Source organism: Streptococcus infantis (genome assembly GCF_047463655.1).
GTDB classification, from domain to species: Bacteria; Bacillota; Bacilli; order Lactobacillales; family Streptococcaceae; genus Streptococcus; species Streptococcus infantis_Z.
This window is the reverse complement of the sequence record NZ_JASHDM010000004.1, coordinates 37,102-57,039: the sequence shown is the minus strand read 5'-3', so window position 1 is coordinate 57,039 and position 19,938 is coordinate 37,102. Positions and strand designations below refer to the sequence as shown.

The following is a 19,938-nucleotide window of genomic DNA, read 5'->3' as shown; positions in this document are numbered from 1 at the left end:
TAAACATCAACGCCAATGACTTACAGAAGTAGCAAAGCTTGTTCATCAGCATCATTTTTATAAGACTACTTAACTTCTTGATTCCTTATCAAAAGGTAAAGAGTGGCTCCAAGTGAAAACACCAATTCCATAGCATAAACACATAGTTGCAAGTAGGAAGCTCTCCCTAGTATTGTATCCGCAATAATATTGTAAAACAGATAACTAGTCAATGGTTCCGCTACTCTTTCTATGAACGGTTGTAACAAAATAGGAAATAGCAGCAAAATTGCTAAACTCCCCATTGGACTTTTGAAAAAATAACTTAAAAAATAAGAAACTAAAAAGTATTGGATGGAGCCAATCAAATAGAAACTGAAAATTTCTAAACCGACACCATTTTCGCTACTTAAAAAATGAAACCATATATGCAGTACAATGAAATATAAAATTAATTGTAGTAACACATCAAATAACTCTACGAACAGGATCCTAATTGAACTTAAGATCCTTTTTCCACTAACCAAATAAACTAGTTTTGTTTCGTGTGATTGTAAGTCTACAAATGCATTAACACACCCAATACTAACAGAGAGCATTGATGTAAAAATAAGAGCTTGCTTTAAAGATAATTCTACAATTCTACCATTGATTGCAACTGGTAACACACTTAGTAGGCACACAAAACCTATCAGAAGCGACTGTATGGCTATTTGATACTTTACGGGTTTTAAGCTATATTTTTTGACGATAAGACTGATAAATATTCTTGCCATTCTTCCTCCCCATTCGCATCTTTTCTACAACAATTATCAATACTAAGAATACAACACCTTCAACTACTAAAAGAATAAATCCATACAATTGGCTCGTTTGAGTCCCTTCAACTCGGCCAAAAGCAAATGACTTTGCTCCAATCAAAGGTAATAGATTCTCTATGTTAGAAGAAAGTCCTCTTAGAACACCTGATAAAGTAATTACTAATAATAAAACGATTGTAATTAATGAAGAAATTGATTTTTTTGTGACTCTTACTAAAAATATAGCTAATAAAGTGAGGACGATTGCAAATATCACAACTCTTGCCGTCACATCTAAAAACAAAGTAAATTCTAAATAATTCTTTAAAGTTGAATCTAAAAAAATGAGTAAGATAACAGCATTTACTATCGAAAATATTACAGTAGAAAGTAGTGATAAGACTATCGAACTAGCAATAAAACCAGTAAGACGAGCTTTCCAGCTAGGAATCAATAATTGGCTAAAATAATCATCACCAAATTGATAATGGGTTGAATAAACTAGTGAAACCAAGATTGGCAAGAAAATTACACTTGCTTGGTAGGGTGAAGATAAGAGAGCATCCCTGACTGTATAGACTGGATTCGATGATAACATAGACGGATCAAGGTTAACTGCTTGGCCATTTCCTTCTACTAAGGCATTTATCACCTGGATATTTTGAATTGTAAAAAATATGCTGACACCCAAAATAAGAAAAAAAGTAAATTTAAAAGTAGGTAAACTACTATATTTATAAAGGTCACTAAAAAAGGAACGCTTCAACATATTATTCACCTTCTTTCCCTTCGAGTGCCTTAAAATATGCTTCCTCAAAAGATCCAAACTGTTTCAAAATGTCTTTGGTAGGACCATCAATAACGATCTTCCCATTAGAAATACCAACCAAATGATCTACAGTTAATTCTAACTCACTCATATAATGACTTGTCATTAATACAGTTTTACCTTCACTGACAAAAGATTGTAAAAAATTACGTACCCAGCGTATTCCTTCAGGATCTAGTCCATTGATTGGCTCATCTAAAATTAAAATGTCAGGATTTGCTAATAAGGCTGTTGCTAACCCAAGACGTTGCTTCATTCCTAATGAATAGTCTTTTACTTTTTTATTTTTAGTTTCACTTAACCCCACCAAGTCTAAACATTCGTTGCACCTATTTCTGTCAACACCACAAGCCAAGCCAATCCACCGAAGATGCTGAAATCCTGTTCTTGTTGGATAAGGTTGGCAACTGTCGAGGAATGATCCAACAACACAAAAAGGATTACCTCCCAATTGAGAGTATTTTTTGCCATTGATCAATGCCATTCCTGTTTCACTATTTTCTAGACCGAGTAAAATTCTGATTAGAGTTGATTTTCCAGAACCATTTGGTCCAATCAATCCAGTTACCTCACCTTTCTTAGCTTTGAAAGTTACATTTTGTAGGACAATTTTATTATTATATTCCTTATGTAGATTTTGAATTGTTATCATTCATTCTTTTTCCCTTCTGACTTTTTGTGAAATTTCACCTTCACTTGGAGCAAGTATATCAGGAGAATATCAGGAAAAAATCAGAATAAACATTTTTATAATTATTTTTTCATTTCTAACAAATTACTTTCTATGTTTGCTATAATATACACAAGTAATTGGAGGGATTATGAAGTATAAAATTTTAGCAATTGACGATGATAAAAAAATCTTACGATTAATTGGAAATGCATTAGAAGCAAACAACTTTAACGTAGAAACTCGGTCAAATATAGAAGAGATCGATATTTGTGACTTTACTGGGTTCGATCTGATTTTACTTGACGTCATGATGCCTATTTCTGGTTTAGAGATTTGTCGCTCCATTCGTTCACAAATTACGACTCCAATCCTGTTTCTAACCGCTAAAGATTTTGAAGAAGATTTACTAAAAGGAATACAAGCCGGAGCAGATGATTACATCACAAAACCTTTTAGTATTAAGGAATTGATTGCAAGAATTTAAATGCATCTTCGGAGAGAGGAAAGATTGTGCCAAACCTCTAAAAAAGAATTGATTTCAGATATAACTTTTTATCGAGATAGTCAAGAAGTTTATTATCAATCAAAGAGCATTTCTCTAACTAAGCGAGAATTTGATTTACTTTACCTTTTAGCTAAAAATGAGAACCGAATATTTAGCGCAGAGGAACTTTACGATTACCTCTATCCTGTAAGCTCTGATGTACAGCTACGTTCAATCACCGAATACATCTATCAAATCAGACAAAAATTTAAGGATCATCAAATTGATCCTATCATAACGGTTTGGGGAGGAGGATACAAATGGCAAAAGAAATGACAATCAAACAACTCATTCAGCATACCTACCTTAAAATCATTTGGCAATTTCTTTTATGTCTTTTACTTTTTTACATAGTTCCTGCTCTTCTATCTTCTGTATCTGGAATCAATGAGAAAAATGCCAATCTCTTTGCTTTATTTTTTAGCGTCAGTTCTTGGATTTATCTTTGCATCATTTTAATTCTTATCATTGTAACAAATATTCGACAATTATTAACCAAGATTCAAAAAGAAATGAACATGGTTTATCATAGTGGTCTATATTTCACAAAAAATGAAAATCAGCATTTACAGATTAAAGAGTTTATTGAAACAAATGATCTAATAGAAAAAATGCAATCTGATATAAAAAATAGGATTGAAAATGAAAAAGAACAAAAAAAAGAACTCATGTTTCAAGTATCTAGCGCTGCGCATGATCTTCGAACTCCTCTAACTGTCATAAGAGGAAATGCTGAATTCCTACAATCTACCAAGCAAACACCCCAAGTAATGGAATGTCTAAAAGATCTGGAGCAAGCAAGTATTCAGTTAAACGATTATTTCAACCACTTCATCCAATACTCCAAAACTTTTTATGACCATGATATTCAACTTGAAAAGATATCAATTCAACAAGTAACTCATCAATTAAAGGAACATATCACACCGTTAGTTCCTAGAAATACACACTTTGTTTTTACAAACACAATAAATCCATCGACACAAATTGAAATTCATTCCAATTTATTTTTCCGAGCAATCACAAATATTATTAACAACGCTATACAACATCAAAAAGAAAATGATGCACAAATCCACCTCACAATTTCACAAGAAAATAGTCAATTAGTTCTAACTATATGGAATAACCAATCTTGTTTTTCAAAAAACATATTACAAAATGCTGGAAATCTTTTCTATAAAGATGACCAAGCAAGAACCCCCTCTCAAGAAAGTCACTATGGACTTGGTTTATCTTTCGTCAAACGTGTCATGAAACTTCATAATGGAACTATGCACTTAGAAAATAGCAATAATGGTGCACAAGTCAAGCTAATCATTCCTATTATATAGAACAAGCCGAACTCATCATTATGTGTTCGGCTTCTTTTAATTTTTACGTCAAAAAAATCAGTATTACAAGAAACTACATGTCACATCTTCTTACATCAAAACACTAAATATTTGCCAACTTTTTTATTTTCTGCTATAATGGGTAAATATTCTAAAAAGGAGACTAAACATGAAGAAAAAAATCCTTGCATTTTTATTATTTTTATTTCCCTTATTCTCTTTAGGCTATGCTAATGCGGACACTATCAAGATTGTTAGTGATACAGCTTATGCACCCTTTGAGTTTAAAGATACAGACCAGACTTATAAAGGAATTGATGTCGACATTATCAATAAAGTCGCTGAGATAAAAGGATGGAATATCCAAATGTCTTATCCAGGCTTTGATGCTGCTGTCAATGCGGTCCAAGCAGGGCAAGCAGATGCGATCATGGCTGGTATGACAAAAACCAAAGAACGTGAAAACGTCTTTACCATGTCTGATACATACTATGATACAAAAGTTGTCATCGCAACGACTAAGTCTAACAAAATCACTAAGTATGAAGAACTCAGTGGTAAAACTGTTGGTGTTAAAAACGGTACTGCCGCACAACGTTTCCTAGAAAGCATCAAAGATAAATATGGTTTCACTATCAAAACCTTTGATACTGGTGATTTGATGAATAACAGTCTCAGTACAGGGGCTGTAAATGCCATCATGGATGACAAACCAGTCATCGAGTACGCTATTAACCAAGGGCAAGATCTCAGTATCAACATGGACGGAGAAGCCGTTGGAAGCTTTGCTTTTGGAGTTAAAAAAGGTAGCAAGTACGAATACCTGGTTACAGAATTTAACGAAGCTTTGGCTCAGATGAAAAAAGATGGTAGCTTGGACAAAATTATCAATAAATGGACAAGTTCCTCTAAAACTAGTTCACAAGTGACTTCTCTCACTTCTACTACAAGCGCAGGACAAAAAGCTACTCCAGTCAAATCAAAATACGTTATCGCAAGTGATTCTTCATTTGCACCATTCGTTTTCCAAAACTCAAGCAACCAGTACACTGGTATTGATATGGACTTGATCAAGGCTATTGCCGAAGACCAAGGTTTTGAAATTGAAATCACCAACCCAGGTTTTGACGCTGCTATTAACGCGGTCCAATCTGGTCAAGCTGATGGTATGATTGCTGGTATGTCTGTTACAGACGCTCGTAAAGAAACCTTTGATTTCTCTGATTCTTACTATACAGCTAATACTATTCTTGGAGTTAAGGAATCAAGTACCATCTCTTCTTATGAAGATTTGAATGGTAAAACCGTTGGTGTAAAAAACGGTACTGCTTCTCAAACCTTCCTAACTGAAAATCAAAGCAAATATGGTTATAAAATTAAAACCTTTGCAGACGGTTCATCTATGTATGACAGCTTGAACACAGGTTCAATTGACGCCGTAATGGATGACGAACCAGTTCTTAAATACTCTATCAGTCAAGGGCAAAAATTAAAAACACCAATCGAAGGTACTCCAATCGGTGAAACTGCTTTTGCAGTTAAAAAGGGAAGCAATCCTGAATTGATTGAAATGTTCAACAACGGTCTTGCAAATCTTAAAGCAAGTGGTGAATTCCAAAAGATTCTTGATAAATACCTTGCAACTGATTCAACAAGTGAATCATCAACTGTTGACGAAACTACTATCTTGGGCTTGTTGAAAAACAACTACAAACAACTCCTAAGTGGACTTGGAATTACCCTTTCTCTAGCTTTGATTTCCTTTGCAATTGCGATTGTTATCGGGATTATCTTTGGTATGTTTAGCGTTAGTCCTTATAAATCACTTCGTATTATTTCAGAAATCTTTGTCGATGTGATTCGTGGTATTCCATTGATGATTCTTGCTGCCTTTATCTTCTGGGGAGTTCCTAACTTTATCGAATCCCTTACAGGCCAACAGAGTCCAATCAATGACTTTGTCGCTGGTACAATCGCACTCTCGCTAAACTCAGCTGCCTATATCGCTGAAATTGTTCGTGGTGGTATTAAGGCTGTTCCTATCGGACAAATGGAAGCTAGTCGAAGCCTTGGTATCTCTTACAGTAAAACCATGCGTAAAATTGTCTTGCCTCAAGCAACCAAACTTATGCTTCCAAACTTCGTCAACCAATTTGTCATTGCTTTGAAAGATACAACTATCGTATCTGCAATCGGTTTGGTCGAACTCTTCCAGACTGGTAAGATTATCATTGCTCGTAACTACCAAAGTTTCAAAATGTATGCAATTCTCGCAGTCTTCTATCTTGTGATTATCACTCTTCTTACTAGACTTGCAAAACGCTTAGAAAAGAGGATTCAATAATGGCTAAATTAAAAATCGATGTCGATAATTTACATAAACAATATGGTAAAAACAAAGTCCTTAAAGGAATCTCAGCAAAATTCTATGAAGGAGATGTTGTTTGTATCATTGGACCTTCTGGTTCAGGTAAATCAACTTTCTTGCGTAGCTTGAATCTTCTTGAGGAAGGTACAAAAGGTCATATCACGGTTAATGGTTATGATTTGACGGATAAAGCAACCAACGTGGACCACGTTCGTGAAAACGTCGGAATGGTATTCCAGCATTTCAATCTTTTCCCACACATGACGGTATTAGAAAATATCACTTTCGCTCCAGTAGAGCATAAATTGATGACTAAGGCCGAAGCTGAAAAATTGGGAATGGAACTCCTTGAAAAAGTTGGATTGGCTGATAAGGCTAATGCAAATCCTGAAAGCCTATCAGGTGGTCAAAAACAGCGTGTGGCTATCGCTCGCGGTCTAGCCATGAACCCTGATATCATGCTCTTTGACGAACCAACTTCTGCCCTCGACCCTGAGATGGTTGGAGACGTTCTTAACGTTATGAAGGAATTGGCCGAACAAGGCATGACCATGATCATCGTAACCCACGAAATGGGATTTGCTCGTAAGGTTGCCAATCGTGTGATCTTTACTGCAGACGGTGAATTCCTAGAAGATGGTACCCCTGACCAAATCTTTGATAACCCACAACATCCGCGTCTTAAAGAATTTTTAGACAAGGTTCTAAACGCCTAGAAGAAGTTAGGTAAAGTCTTTATAATCAAAAAAACGCATTGTATCAGGGATGAATAACCTTGATATTATGCGTTTTATTGTGGGAAAATTTACTTCGGTTTCTCCTAATACTCAATGAAAATCAAAGAGCAAACTAGGAAGCTAGCCGCAGGTTGCTCAAAGCACTGCTTTGAGGTTGCAGATAGAACTGACGTAGTCAGCTCAAAGCACCGCTTTGAGGTTGTAGATAAGACTGACGAAGTCAGCTCGAAACACTGTTTTGAGGTTGTAGATGGAACTGACGTAGTCAGTATCCTACACATACGGTAAGGCGACGTTGACGTGGTTTGAAGAGATTTTCGAAGAGTATGAAATTGAGTTTTTGCCCAGCCTCTTAGTATAGACGTATTGGATTTTTGGATTTTTTAGAAAATTATGATAAAATAAAGGATATGAAAATGGGGATTCCTCATGCCTAGTTTAACTAGGAAACAAAATAGAAATTAGGTAGCTAGATGTCATCAAAAGTTATTGTTACAATTTTCGGTGCAAGTGGGGATTTGGCCAAACGTAAGCTCTACCCTTCACTTTTTAGACTTTATAAATCAGGTAATCTTTCTGATCATTTTGCTGTTATTGGAACTGCTCGTAGACCTTGGAGTAAGGAGTATTTTGAATCTGTCGTTGTCGAATCTATTTTAGACTTGGCAGACAGTGTGGAAGAAGCTCAAGCATTTGCGAGTCATTTTTACTATCAAAGTCACGATGTTAATGACACTGAGCACTACATCGAACTACGCAAACTTCAGGCTGAATTAAACGAAAAATATCAGACTGAGCACAACAAACTCTTCTTCCTCTCAATGGCACCTCAGTTCTTTGGTACCATCGCTAAACACCTCAAATCAGAGCAAATTGTTGATGGTAAAGGCTTTGAACGTTTGATTGTTGAGAAACCTTTTGGAACAGACTATGAGACTGCAAGCAAACTAAACGAAGAACTCCTAGCTACTTTTAACGAAGAGCAAATCTATCGTATCGACCACTATCTCGGTAAAGAAATGATTCAAAGCATTTTTGCCATTCGCTTTGCCAATATGATTTTTGAAAATGTTTGGAATCGTGAACACATCGATAACGTTCAAATTACCTTTGCAGAACGTCTAGGTGTTGAAGAGCGTGGTGGCTACTATGATGAATCTGGTGCCCTTCGTGATATGGTTCAAAACCATACCCTCCAACTTCTGTCACTCCTTGCTATGGACAAGCCAGCAAGCTTTACAAAGGATGATATTCGCGCAGAGAAAATCAAAGTCTTTAAAAATCTTTACCACCCTACAGATGAGGAACTTAAAGAGCACTTCATCCGTGGTCAATATCGTTCTGGTAAAGTTGATGGCATGAAATACATCTCTTACCGTAGTGAACCAAATGTTAACCCTGAATCTATGACAGAAACCTTTGCTTCAGGTGCCTTCTTTGTAAATACTGATCGCTTCCGTGATGTACCTTTCTTCTTCCGTACAGGGAAACGCCTAACAGAAAAAGGAACACACGTGAACATTGTCTTCAAGCAAATGGATTCCATTTTCGGAGAGCCTCTAGCACCAAACGTGCTTACCATCTATATCCAACCAACTGAAGGTTTCTCTCTCAGTCTTAACGGTAAAAAGGTAGGAGAAGAGTTTAGCCTTGCGCCAAATTCTCTTGACTATCGAACAGATGCAACTGCAACAGGTGCTTCGCCAGATCCATATGAAAAACTCATCTATGATGTTTTGAACAATAATTCAACTAACTTTAGCCACTGGGATGAAGTAAGTGCCTCATGGAAATTGATTGACCGTATTGAAAATCTTTGGGCTGAAAACGGTGCTCCACTCCATGACTACAAGGCTGGTAGTATGGGACCTCAAGCTAGCTTTGATTTACTTAAAAAATACGGAGCTGAGTGGACTTGGCAACCAGATATCGCCTATCGTAAAGATGGTAGACTAGAATAATCAAAAACAATCCTGCAAGAATTCTTGCAGGATTTTCTTATGTGACTTTCAGTCCGTCTCGCTCCGTTAGGTGCGAGACAAAAAAACCACCCGCTATGCGGGTGCGCATCGAAGGTTATACCAAAAAACTCCAAACGCGATACAATTAAGGTGTTCAAGCCAATTGTAAAGCGAAAGGAGAAAAATATGGCTCAAAAAGCACATAGTTTATCACACACAAAATGGATGTGTAAATATCACATTGTGTTCACCCCTAAGTATAGACGAAAAGAGATCTATAATCAATATCGAAGTAGTTTGGGAGAAATATTCCATAGATTATGTAGTTATAAAGGTGTTAAGATTATCGAGGGCCATTTAATGCCAGATCATGTTCATATGTTGGTAAGTATTTCACCTAGAATTAGTATTTCAAGTTTCATGGGATATTTAAAAGGCAAAAGTGCACTCATGATGTTTGACAAACACGCCAACCTCAAGTACAAGTTTGGGAATCGGCATTTCTGGGCAGAAGGTTATTATGTGAGTACAGTAGGGCTTAATGAAGCCACGATAAGGAAATACATACAAGATCAGGAAAAGCATGATATAGCACTAGATAAATTAAGTGTAAAAGAATATGAGGATCCCTTTAGGGATAGTGGCAAGTAATACTCACGCCTCTTTAAGAGGCAAGTGACGAGTCAAGAGCAATGAGGCTTGAACAACGTGAAAGCCAGCGTCTTTAGGCGCTGGCTGGTAATTTGGGCTTATAGCCCTGGTGCAAACCACCCGTTAGACGGGTGGTTATGATTTTAGATCAAACCTTCTAGAAGGCCCTTCATAAAGTTTTCTGAGTTAAACTCACCGATATCATCAATCTTTTCACCAAATCCAATCAACTTAACAGGGATATTGAGTTCTTCACGGATAGCAAGAACGACACCACCTCGGGCAGTTCCATCAATCTTGGTTAAGACAATTCCTGTAACAGGCGTAATTTTTGAAAACTCCTTGGCCTGAACAAGAGCATTTTGACCTGTTGAGGCATCGAGAGCTAGGAAGGTTTCATGAGGAGCTTCTGGCACGACACGTTTAATGATACGACCAATTTTTTCCAACTCTGCCATCAAGTTTTCCTTGTTTTGTAAACGGCCAGCTGTATCAATCATGAGAATATCAACACCTTCTGCTACTGCTCGTTCCATCCCATCAAAGACAACACTGGCTGGATCAGCTTTTTCTGGTCCTGTAACCACTGGAACATCCACACGACGTCCCCATTCAGCTAATTGGGCAACTGCACCAGCACGGAAGGTATCTGCAGCAACCAGCATGACCTTCTTGCCTGCTTGCTTGTAGCGATGTGCCAATTTACCGATTGAAGTTGTTTTTCCGACACCATTAACACCTACAAAGAGCATGACAGTCAAACCATCTTGGAAGTTAATGCTTTCATTGTATTGTCCATCTTTTTCGTAGAGCTCTACCAATTTTTCAATGATAACACGACGGAGGGCATCTGGTTTCTTGGCGTTTTCAAGCTTAGCTTCGTAACGTAGCTCTTCTGTTAAGTTTGATGCTACCTGTACACCAACGTCACTCATGATTAAGAGTTCTTCTAGTTCTTCAAAAAATTCTTCATCAACAGAGCGGAAGTTAGCAAAGAAAGCATTCAAACGAGCACCAAATCCCGTACGAGTTTTCTTGAGACTACGGTCATATTTTTCCTGTACAGTCTCTTGAACTTGAGAAATTTCTTCGATTACTAGATCTTCTTCCACTTCTTGAGAAGTGTCTGCTTCCGTTTCGTCTGGTTGAACTTGATCAGATTCTTCCTCGCCACTATCACTTGAAGGTACTTCTTCGACTGGTGACTCAGGTTCTTCTGCAACAAACTCCACTACTTCTTGAGAACTGGCTTCAGTTTCTTCAACTTCTGTTGACTCTGACTCTTCCTGACAACAATGACACTCCGTTTCCTCTTCAAACTGAGTCTCTTCTTCCTGAGGGGTTGCTATTGGTTCAACTGTTTCTAGAGTTGTTTCTGCTACTGGTTCTTCCGACTCACTAGCTTCTTTAGAATAAGTTTCCTCAACTTCTGAACTTTGGTCGATTTCTTCAGTATTTTTCACTTCAAATTCTTCATTTCCAAGTGCTTCAACTTCGTCGCCAGGTTCTGTCAGATCCAAGTTTTCCAAAGCTTCTTTAACAACTTCTTCGATTTTTGGTTCTTCTTTTCTACCAAATAAACGGTCAAATAATCCCATGCTTTAGTTCTCCTTCAGTACATATTTTTCAATGGCCCAGGCAACAGCTTCCTCGTCATTGGTCATTGGAGTCACGACATTCGCAACTTCCTTGACCTCAGGCACAGCATTTTGCATAGCAACACCGAGTCCTGCCCATTCAATCATGGAAAGGTCATTGGCCTCATCTCCACATGCCATCACCTGACTTCGGTCAATTCCTAGGTGGTTAATCAATTTAGCTAATCCAGTAGCCTTATGAACGTTCTTTGGCGACCATTCCAAAAGCATGTCGCGAGATTTAAAAATTTCATAATTGTTAAACAAGTCTGATGAAATGTTAGCAATTGCGGCATCCAGCGGTTCTTGGGCAAAGGCTGTCACACATTTATTGTAGGTCATCTGACTAGACAAATCTTCAAAGTCAATTGGAACAAAAGTCAGAGCAGGATTAAATTTAGCATACAGACTCTCTTGATCTGATTGGATTTGGTAAACGGTGCCTTCTGAAATAGCATCTAAAGGAATGCCTAGTTTTTCAGTTTCTTCATAAATGCGTGTCACATCATCAATCGAAAAGACTGTCTTATCAAGGATTTCACCCGTATTTTTCTGAACCAAGCCTCCATTAAAGGTGATAGTATACTCATCATCATGGCCGTCTGTCCCTAGCTCTTTGAGGAAGAAATCCATGGCCTTGAGGGGACGTCCAGTTGTCAATACCACTTTGACTCCCTGATCACGCGCAGCCTTTAAAGTTGCCTTGGTACGATCAGTTAATTTCTTGTCTGTCGTCAGCAAGGTTCCATCTAAGTCCAAAGCAATTAATTTAATATCTGCCATTACAATTCCTCCATATAAGCGATAACTGACTGGTCTTTGTGGTGTCCAATAATTGTTTCAGCAAGTTCTAAAATCTCTGGACGTGCATTTTCAGGTGCGACTGGGTGCCCTACAACCTGCATCATGTGAAGATCATTTAGATTATCACCAAAGGCCATCACTTGATCCATATCTAGATTCAATTTCTTAGCCAATTCGACAATAGCGACTCCCTTGTCAACATGGTCTAAAACGATGTCAATGGATTCAAAGCCTGTCGTCATAGCCTTGACCCCAGGAACATGTTCATTGACCCAAGCTTCTCCGGCTTCTACTGTCTCTTCAGTAAAGTTAGTTGTGAATTTGAAAATCTCATCGGTAATATCTTCTAGTCTGGCTACTTTTTTGATATTTTCATTGTAATGATGGCTAAACATAAGATAGATTTCATCTACTGTATCTAAGACATAGCAAGCCTCTTTACCAGTCAAGAGCATCTTCTTCTCATCAAAATAAGGTGAAGTCTTTAGTTTTTCAAATGTTGATAGGTAAAAATCTCGAGGCATGGTTGCTTCATAGAGGTCCTCTCCATGGAAACGAACGAGACTCCCATTTTCAGCAATGAAAATAATCTCATCTTTAACATCCGCAAAATGCTTTTCAAGTGACAAAAGCCCACGACCTGAGGCAACAGCAAAGTAGATTCCTTTTTCTTGATAAGAATGAAGCAACTTTTTCAGACGCTCCATATCAAATTGACCGGCACCATCCAAAAAAGTACCGTCCATATCCGTTGCTACTAATTTAATCATAAATTCTTCATACTCCAATTAATAAATCTACCTTCTATTATACCATAGAAGAAGCAAAAAAAGACGTGCCGAATTGACACTCCCTTAGCTTCTATAAATCAATCCATATGCCATTTTGAAGGCCAGGCTGATTTGCCTGCCTTCTTTTATATCCAACCTCTCAACACTTTTCTTCCAAAGTTCTTGATTGAAGTTTATTCTAAGAGTTAATCAACTATTGCGTAAAAATTATCAATCTTTGGCTGAGATACATTTGTCACTATCATAAATAGCATATAGTTCTTGACATATATTCTTGCATATGAAAAAATACTTGTTGGAGGTTGATCATATGACTGAAAAAATCAAAAACTGGGTTAATATTTGTGTTTTGAAAAATCAAGAAATTTTATTACTTAATAGACAGCACGATAATTTTCCTGGCTGGATTCCACCGGGCGGAAAGGTTGAATTCCCTGAAAGTTTTTTTGAAGCTGCATTACGAGAACTTAAGGAAGAAACTGGACTTACTGCATTAAATCTTGAATTAAAAGGAATTTCAGGCTTTACTAATTCAATTGGTAATGAGAGATTTGTCTTCTATGACTTTTTATGTACTCAGTTTACTGGTGAACTAAGCACATCAGCTGAAGGTGAGCCAAAATGGTGGAATCTAAAAGATATTGATAAAATACCAATGCAAGATGAAATAAGAAAAAGGCTGCCGCTTTATTTAAGAAAAGGAAGCTTTGAAAGCATTAACTATTGGGATGATAATAAGAAATGCATTAGTGAAAACAAAACAATTTTATTTGATTAATATTCTCTACGGTATAATCAAATGCAAAAGTCTTAATCCATTAGTAATTTTTGTATAATTCAATACTCAACACAATCTGTCTTTAATAACATATAGTGTAACGTTATACAAAACAAGGGTATCTAAACTCTAACAACTTTTTCCATGTATCTATAGATAGCTAAAAAGCCTTGGAAACATTTCAAGGCTTTCTTTGTATTTTACTGTATCAATTTCCTTATTCCAATTTCAGTTGTGACAAGTTTAATCATATATATTTCCATTCTCCAGTTAAAAATCTATCTTCTATTGGGCCAATTGTTATTAAAAATATAAGCCCTTTTCCACACTTTCCTTAATCAAGTCTTCTGTCAGTCTCCATAATTCTTCTGATTCACTTTTTATGAACTTTTTCTTTTCTAATACAATGTCTGCACTGATATTATCAGGATTATAATTGAATTCTGACACTTCCAAGTGATTTATCAGCGGTACCAAGGCGTCGATCACTCTTGCATATCTTGCTTCATAACTCTGCCCTTTTTCAAATTCCAACCACGAATTTTTCATTTGTAAATATTTTTCTTCTGGAAGGATACTCATTGTTTTTTCTATAGATGCTCGTTCTCTATCATGAGAATGAAGCTTTTTTTCATCATCAAACACCCAAGTATCTCCAGCATAAATCTCACCTAAATCATGAATCAATAACATAGAAGTGACTTTCTCCATATCCAATTTTTCAGGATAATAATCTTGAAGAACCATCGCAGCTATGGCACCCTGCCAAAAATGTTCGGCACTATTTTCAAATCTGCCATCAAGAGTTCTATTAAATCTTCTTACTGCCTTTAATTTCTCTATTTCTTTAATAAAATCAACTGAATGTTTCAAATTACTCATTGCTATTCCAACCTTATTCGAAATTACAAATATATTAGCAAAAAATAATCTTTACATCATTAATTTCCCGTATTTGCAAAAAATAACGCCTAATCCACATGAGATTAGACGCTGATAAAATAATTCTCGCTTATTCATCAGTTCAAGGTTCTCTTATCCATATTTGGCAAAGAGAGCTTGAACTTAATAATACAAAGTCGAATCACAAAGCCAGCTATCGAGAGAATGATAAAGGCAGAAATTCTAGGAAAATGAAGAACAAATGCTAGCCAGTAATAAATAACTCCAATTACGAAAGATAGAAGGGCATAGATGTCTTCTTTTAGAACACTTGGAACTTCGTTGATTAAGAGGTCTCGGATAATACCACCACCGGCTCCTGTTAAACAAGCCAAAATCCCTGCAGACATCAAATTTAGCTTACTATCCACTAAGGCTGTCGCTCCAATCAAGGAGAAGATAATCAGCCCAATGGAGTCAAAGATGAGATAGGCTTCTCTCAACCACTTATAGAACTTTTTATCATGACTAGCATTGGCCTGTTTTGAAGTTACAAAGACATACATGATAACCGCTACCAGGATAGAGACATAAATGGGGCTAGGATCTGCTAGAGAAGCAGGAAAGCGACTGATAATGGAATCTCTTAGGATTCCTCCGCCTACTGCAGTTACAATTGCCAATAAACTGATTCCAAAAATATCTAAACGTTTACCGAATCCTTTGATGGCTCCTGAAGCAGCAAAGGCTATAGTTCCAATATAATTACAGATCATTAGGAATAGATCAAAATCCATATAAGCTCCTCAAATTATTTTGTAACCCTTCCGACTTCTTGAAGGTAATTTAAATGCTTAGTTTAAAAATTTGTAACGAGCACTAACTAAGCATCCATATTTTCTAAATCTTTTAGTTTAACAGAAACAATCTTAGAAACACCAGATTCTTGCATGGTTACCCCATAGATAGAGTCTGCTGCTGCCATGGTTCCCTTACGGTGGGTAACGACGATAAACTGGCTATCCTTGTCAAATCGATTGAGATAATCCCCAAAGCGTTTAACGTTAGCTTCATCGAGTGCAGCCTCTACTTCATCCAAGATAACAAATGGAATGGTCTTGACCCGAATGATTGAGAAGAGCAAAGCAAGAGCTGACAAGGCCTTCTCTCCACCACTCATGAGGTTGAGAGATTGGATTTTCTTACCAGGCGGTTGAACAGAGATTTCGACACCTGCTGTCAATAAATCACCTTCTGTCAGAATTAGGTCCGCTTGACCACCACCAAACATCTGCTTGAAGGTCACTTTAAAGGATTCACGAATAGCTTCAAAGGTTGATTTAAATCGTTCCTTCACTTCATCGTTCATCTCTGTAATGGTTTCAAGAAGAAGATTTTTGGCAGAAAGAATGTCATCACGCTGACTATTTAAGAATTCCAAGCGTTCGTGAACTTCGTCAAACTGTTCAATGGCATCCAGATTGACTGGACCAAGTGAACGGATAGATTTTTCCAAATCCTTGACCTCTTGTTCAGCCATAGCTAAATCTTCTAACTGATTGGCTTGTTCTAGGGCTTCCGTATAGCTAATCTGATATTCTTCTGTCAATTGGCTTTGAAGATAACGAAGTCGGTCCGTAATCTTCTCTTTGGTTGCTTCTGCACGTGTTTGCTTACGAATCCATTCTTCATTTTGCTGACGAGCTTGTTCTAAATGACTAGCAATATCATCCAATTGACCTTCAATATCATCCAGCTCAAACTGCTTACGAATAAGCCCTTGTTGAATTTCTTCCTTCTGACTCTTGGCTTCTGCTTCCTGCTTGGCCAAAAGTTCCGTATCAACTTTTTCAAGATTGTCTACCTTTTCTTGCAAAAGACGTTCAATCTCTTCTTGCTCCATTTCAAGGTATTCAAGCTCTTTGTTAATCCGTTCAATATCTGCAACTTCGTAACGCTTTCGCCCTATCATTTCTGTTTTGAGCAGACGTTCTTGAGAAAGTTTATCCTGCAAGCTTTGATAACGTTCTTGAATCGCATTTTTATTGGACTTGATTTCTTCAATCTCAGACTCCAGCTTTTGCTTTTCAGTTGCGATGATTGAGAGACGTTCTTGGCATTTTTCTTTTTCAACTTGCCAATCTCCACCTCTGAGGTTGTTTAATTCTTTTTCCTGAAGTTCTAAAAGTGTTTCGAGTTCTTCGACTTGTTGGCAAGTTTGTTGATAAGTCAGATATAAGCCCTGCTCCTCTATACGAGCTTGCTCTCCTTGAGATTTAATGGCCTCCAAAGTTTGAGCGAGGCTAGCTAAGTTTTCTTGAACTGTTTTCAGTTTTTCTTCTTCCTGACGAATCAACTTTTCTTCTTGAGCAATTTCTTTTTGCAATTGCTCCAATTCAGGCTTGATGAAAATACTGTTATTTTGACGATTGGCACCACCAGCATAAGAACCACCTGTTCGCAATTCTGTACCATCTAGGGTTACCATCCGAACCTGATAACGCACCTTACGAGCTGCATCACGCGCATGCTCCACTGTATCAAAGATAGCTGTCGTAGCTAGCAAGTTTTTAAATATTGCTTCATGCTTTGCATCAAAGGTAACCAATTCATCTGCCATGCCAAGAAAACCTGGACTTGAGGCAATCACATCTTGGTTCTGACTAGAAATGTTACGTGCCTTAATAGTTGTCAAAGGTAGGAAGGTAGCGCGACCAGCTCGATTTCTCTTAAGAAAATCGATGGCCTTTGTTGCTGCCTGTTCATCTTCAACGATGATATGTTGGCTACTTGCTCCGAGGGCAATTTCAAGAGCTGTTTGATAACGAACATCAAAAGTTAAATGTTCACTAACCGCTCCGACAATACCTCCTAGGCGATTTTTCTCTTGTAAAACACTCTTAACACCTGCATAGAAATTACTATGGTTTTTAAGGATGTTTTCCAAACTTTGCGCCTTGGCCTGTTTGTTTTTCAAACTATCTAGGCGGTCAAATAGTTGATTTTGCTGGCTTTGATAAGCCTGCTTTTGTTCTTCTTCCTGTTTAGCATGCGTCTGATAGTCAGCAAGCAAGGACTGTACTTTTTCTTGTGCTGATTTTAGATCAGCCTCTTGTTCACTTGCCTTAGATCTAGCAGTAGCCAATTGTTCCTTCAAGGATGCTAATTGTTCTTCTTGCTTTTGAGTCTGTTGGCGACTATTTTCAAGGTCATTTTCAATCCGTGTCAGCTGGTTAGACACATCAGCTTCTTCTTGTAAAAAGGCAACGAAACGTTCACGCAATTGCTCAATCATTTGGTCTGGATCATCAGAAAAAGCTAGCAACTCAGCTTCTAAACGATTGAGTTCTTTAGTATTAACAGCTAATTCTTCTTCTAACTTATTTAGACTGTTTTCTTTTTCTTCCTTTTCCTGAATAAGAGTATTTTTCTTTTCATCTAAACTAGCCAAACGAGTTTGAGCCTCTTGTTGATTGAGAGCAACCTGCTCAGTCTCCAGTTTAGACAAGGCCAACTTCCGTTCCAAATCACTGATTAAAGCAGTCAAATCCATCAAGCTTGACTGGTCTTTTGCCATCTCAGCCTGCAAATCATGACGTTTCTTTTTGAGAGTTTGGTTTTCTTCTTCTAAGTCTTGACGTTTTTGATAATAACTAGTCAACAGTTCTTGGACTTGGTTTAATTCTTCTTCTGTGACATCCAATTCAGCCTTATTGGCTTGAATTTGTGCAACCAGAACATCCAAGTAGATACCTTTACGCTGACTGTCCAAGTCCATAAATTTACGAGCTGTTGCTGCTTGCTTTTCTAAGGGCTTGATTTGATTATCTAACTCATAGATGATATCTTCCAAGCGGTCTAGATTGTCTTGAGTTTGTTGCAGCTTACTTTCTGTTTCTTTGCGACGAGTTTTATATTTCAAGACTCCCGCCGCTTCTTCAAAGATAGCGCGGCGTTCCTCAGGCTTAGAGTTAAAGATTTCTTCGACCTTCCCTTGGGAAATAATAGAGAAGGAATCACGTCCAAGTCCAGTATCCAAGAAAAGGTCATGAATATCACGAAGACGAACTTTTTTACCGTCAATCTTGTATTCACTATCTCCAGTACGATATATGTGACGCTCCACCTTGATTTCCTGACCTGCATCCTTGATAAAGCCATCTTGGTTATCCAAAGTAACAATAACAGAAGCGTAGTTTAGAGGTTTCCGACTTTCTGTTCCAGCAAAGATGACATCAGGCATCTTGCCGCCACGCAGACTTTTCACACTAGATTCACCTAGTGCCCAACGGAGGCTTTCAGTGATATTTGATTTCCCAGAGCCATTTGGTCCTACAACCGCCGTCACCCCTTGGTCAAAAAGAACCTTGGTCTTGTCAGCAAAGGACTTAAATCCTTGGATCTCAATTTCCTTTAAATACATGAATCCAGCCCTTTCTCAACTGCATTTTTAGCGGCTTCCTGCTCTGCTAATTTTTTGGAGCGTCCTTGACCGGAACCTAAACTTTGCCCCTCAACAAGGACTTCAACCTCAAACATTTTATCATGGGCTGGCCCAATCTCTGAAATCACCTGATAACGAATATCGACATCACCATTGACTTGAAGTAATTCTTGGAGGTGAGTCTTATAATCCTTGATCATCTCAAAATCGCCAGCTTCAACCTTAGGAATCATGACTTGGTAGATAAATGTTTTTACAGTTTTTATATCCTTGTCTAAAAGAAGGGCACCTAAAAAGGCTTCAAAGGCGTCGCCCAAGATCGTGTCTCGGTTACGACCCCCAGACTTTTCCTCCCCCTTACCAAGCTTGATAAACTGGTCAAACTGACAATCACGGGCAAAACCAGCCAAACTCTCCTCACGGACAATCATAGCACGGAGTTTTGACAAGTCCCCTTCTGGTTTTTTAGGGTATTTTTTAAACAGATATTCTGAAATTAATAATTGCAGAACAGCGTCTCCTAAAAATTCCAAGCGTTCATTGTGTGAAATTTTTAAGAGGCGGTGCTCATTGGCATAACTGGTATGGGTAAAAGCTGTTTCAAGTAAGCTTTTATCTGAAAAAACAAGATCAAAACGTTCTTGTAACACTGATTCTAATTCTTTCATGACTACCTCTTTCTAAATCATTATAATCCTATCCATTATATCAAAAAAAGACCTTATC

General features: G+C 37.5%; 17 protein-coding genes and 1 pseudogene. 8 read left to right on the top strand and 10 right to left on the bottom strand.

The features are described 5' to 3' along the window. Positions 1 to 65: 65 nt before the first annotated feature. The 3 genes from QM877_RS04855 to QM877_RS04845 are packed head-to-tail and all read right to left on the bottom strand — an operon-like array spanning position 66 to position 2,260. Positions 66 to 755, bottom strand: coding sequence for a hypothetical protein (locus QM877_RS04855; protein WP_414310539.1), 690 nt, complete (start codon positions 753 to 755; stop codon positions 66 to 68). Next, positions 715 to 1,548, bottom strand: coding sequence for a hypothetical protein (locus tag QM877_RS04850; RefSeq protein ID WP_414310602.1), 834 nt, complete (start codon positions 1,546 to 1,548; stop codon positions 715 to 717). Before QM877_RS04850 ends, QM877_RS04855 begins: the two co-directional genes overlap by 41 nt. 1 nt (position 1,549) lies before the next feature. Beyond that, positions 1,550 to 2,260 carry an ABC transporter ATP-binding protein gene (locus QM877_RS04845; RefSeq protein WP_414310538.1) on the bottom strand — a complete coding sequence of 237 codons (711 nt, stop codon included), beginning with the start codon at positions 2,258 to 2,260 and terminating at the stop codon, positions 1,550 to 1,552. Between the two features lie 169 nt (positions 2,261 to 2,429). Here QM877_RS04845 and QM877_RS04840 point away from each other — a divergent pair. The 7 genes and pseudogenes from QM877_RS04840 (at position 2,430) to tnpA (ending at position 9,876) form a co-directional block, all read left to right on the top strand. Then, positions 2,430 to 3,101, top strand: a pseudogene (locus QM877_RS04840) (response regulator transcription factor). After that, positions 3,086 to 4,159 carry a sensor histidine kinase gene (locus QM877_RS04835; RefSeq protein WP_414310537.1) on the top strand — a complete coding sequence of 358 codons (1,074 nt, stop codon included), beginning with the start codon at positions 3,086 to 3,088 and terminating at the stop codon, positions 4,157 to 4,159. The pseudogene QM877_RS04840 and the gene QM877_RS04835 overlap by 16 nt, the downstream one beginning before the upstream one ends. 169 nt (positions 4,160 to 4,328) lie before the next feature. Continuing rightward, positions 4,329 to 6,503, top strand: coding sequence for an ABC transporter substrate-binding protein/permease (locus tag QM877_RS04830; RefSeq protein ID WP_414317761.1), 2,175 nt, complete (start codon positions 4,329 to 4,331; stop codon positions 6,501 to 6,503). Next, positions 6,503 to 7,243, top strand: coding sequence for an amino acid ABC transporter ATP-binding protein (locus QM877_RS04825; protein WP_049503260.1), 741 nt, complete (start codon positions 6,503 to 6,505; stop codon positions 7,241 to 7,243). The genes QM877_RS04830 and QM877_RS04825 overlap by 1 nt, the downstream gene beginning before the upstream one ends. Before the next feature lie 114 nt (positions 7,244 to 7,357). Then, positions 7,358 to 7,552, top strand: coding sequence for a hypothetical protein (locus QM877_RS04820; protein WP_414317760.1), 195 nt, complete (start codon positions 7,358 to 7,360; stop codon positions 7,550 to 7,552). 185 nt (positions 7,553 to 7,737) lie between these two features. Beyond that, the gene (gene zwf, locus QM877_RS04815) at positions 7,738 to 9,225 is read left to right on the top strand and encodes a glucose-6-phosphate dehydrogenase (RefSeq protein WP_414317759.1); all 1,488 of its coding nucleotides are present in this window, start codon (positions 7,738 to 7,740) and stop codon (positions 9,223 to 9,225) included. 186 nt (positions 9,226 to 9,411) lie between these two features. Beyond that, positions 9,412 to 9,876: an IS200/IS605 family transposase gene (tnpA, locus tag QM877_RS04810; RefSeq protein WP_414317758.1), complete on the top strand. Its 465-nt coding sequence runs from the start codon at positions 9,412 to 9,414 to the stop codon at positions 9,874 to 9,876. Positions 9,877 to 10,019: 143 nt separating this feature from the next. On the opposite strand, the gene ftsY is transcribed toward tnpA, so the two are convergent. From ftsY to QM877_RS04795, 3 genes are read right to left on the bottom strand one after another with little or no spacing between them, the layout of a single operon-like run. Beyond that, complete coding sequence (gene ftsY, locus QM877_RS04805) at positions 10,020 to 11,474, bottom strand: signal recognition particle-docking protein FtsY (RefSeq protein WP_414317757.1); 1,455 nt, start codon at positions 11,472 to 11,474, stop codon at positions 10,020 to 10,022. Positions 11,475 to 11,477: 3 nt separating this feature from the next. After that, positions 11,478 to 12,296 carry a Cof-type HAD-IIB family hydrolase gene (locus QM877_RS04800; RefSeq protein WP_414317756.1) on the bottom strand — a complete coding sequence of 273 codons (819 nt, stop codon included), beginning with the start codon at positions 12,294 to 12,296 and terminating at the stop codon, positions 11,478 to 11,480. Next, complete coding sequence (locus QM877_RS04795) at positions 12,296 to 13,087, bottom strand: Cof-type HAD-IIB family hydrolase (protein ID WP_414317755.1); 792 nt, start codon at positions 13,085 to 13,087, stop codon at positions 12,296 to 12,298. Before QM877_RS04795 ends, QM877_RS04800 begins: the two co-directional genes overlap by 1 nt. Before the next feature lie 331 nt (positions 13,088 to 13,418). Here QM877_RS04795 and QM877_RS04790 point away from each other — a divergent pair, with 331 nt between their 5' ends. After that, positions 13,419 to 13,886: an 8-oxo-dGTP diphosphatase gene (locus tag QM877_RS04790; protein WP_000136624.1), complete on the top strand. Its 468-nt coding sequence runs from the start codon at positions 13,419 to 13,421 to the stop codon at positions 13,884 to 13,886. A 303-nt stretch (positions 13,887 to 14,189) separates the two neighbouring features. On the opposite strand, the gene QM877_RS04785 is transcribed toward QM877_RS04790, so the two are convergent. From QM877_RS04785 to rnc, 4 genes are all read right to left on the bottom strand, one after another. Beyond that, positions 14,190 to 14,768 carry an HD domain-containing protein gene (locus QM877_RS04785; protein WP_414317754.1) on the bottom strand — a complete coding sequence of 193 codons (579 nt, stop codon included), beginning with the start codon at positions 14,766 to 14,768 and terminating at the stop codon, positions 14,190 to 14,192. Positions 14,769 to 14,905: 137 nt separating this feature from the next. After that, positions 14,906 to 15,565, bottom strand: a complete 660-nt coding sequence (locus tag QM877_RS04780; RefSeq protein ID WP_414317753.1) for a trimeric intracellular cation channel family protein — start codon at positions 15,563 to 15,565, stop codon at positions 14,906 to 14,908. An 86-nt stretch (positions 15,566 to 15,651) separates the two neighbouring features. Next, entirely contained in the window at positions 15,652 to 19,191 is a 3,540-nt protein-coding gene (gene smc / locus QM877_RS04775) for a chromosome segregation protein SMC (protein WP_414317752.1), read from the bottom strand. After that, positions 19,182 to 19,880 (bottom strand): ribonuclease III, encoded by a 699-nt coding sequence (gene rnc / locus QM877_RS04770; RefSeq protein WP_414317751.1) that lies wholly within the window; start codon positions 19,878 to 19,880, stop codon positions 19,182 to 19,184. Before rnc ends, smc begins: the two co-directional genes overlap by 10 nt. Between the last annotated feature and the right edge of the window lie 58 nt (positions 19,881 to 19,938).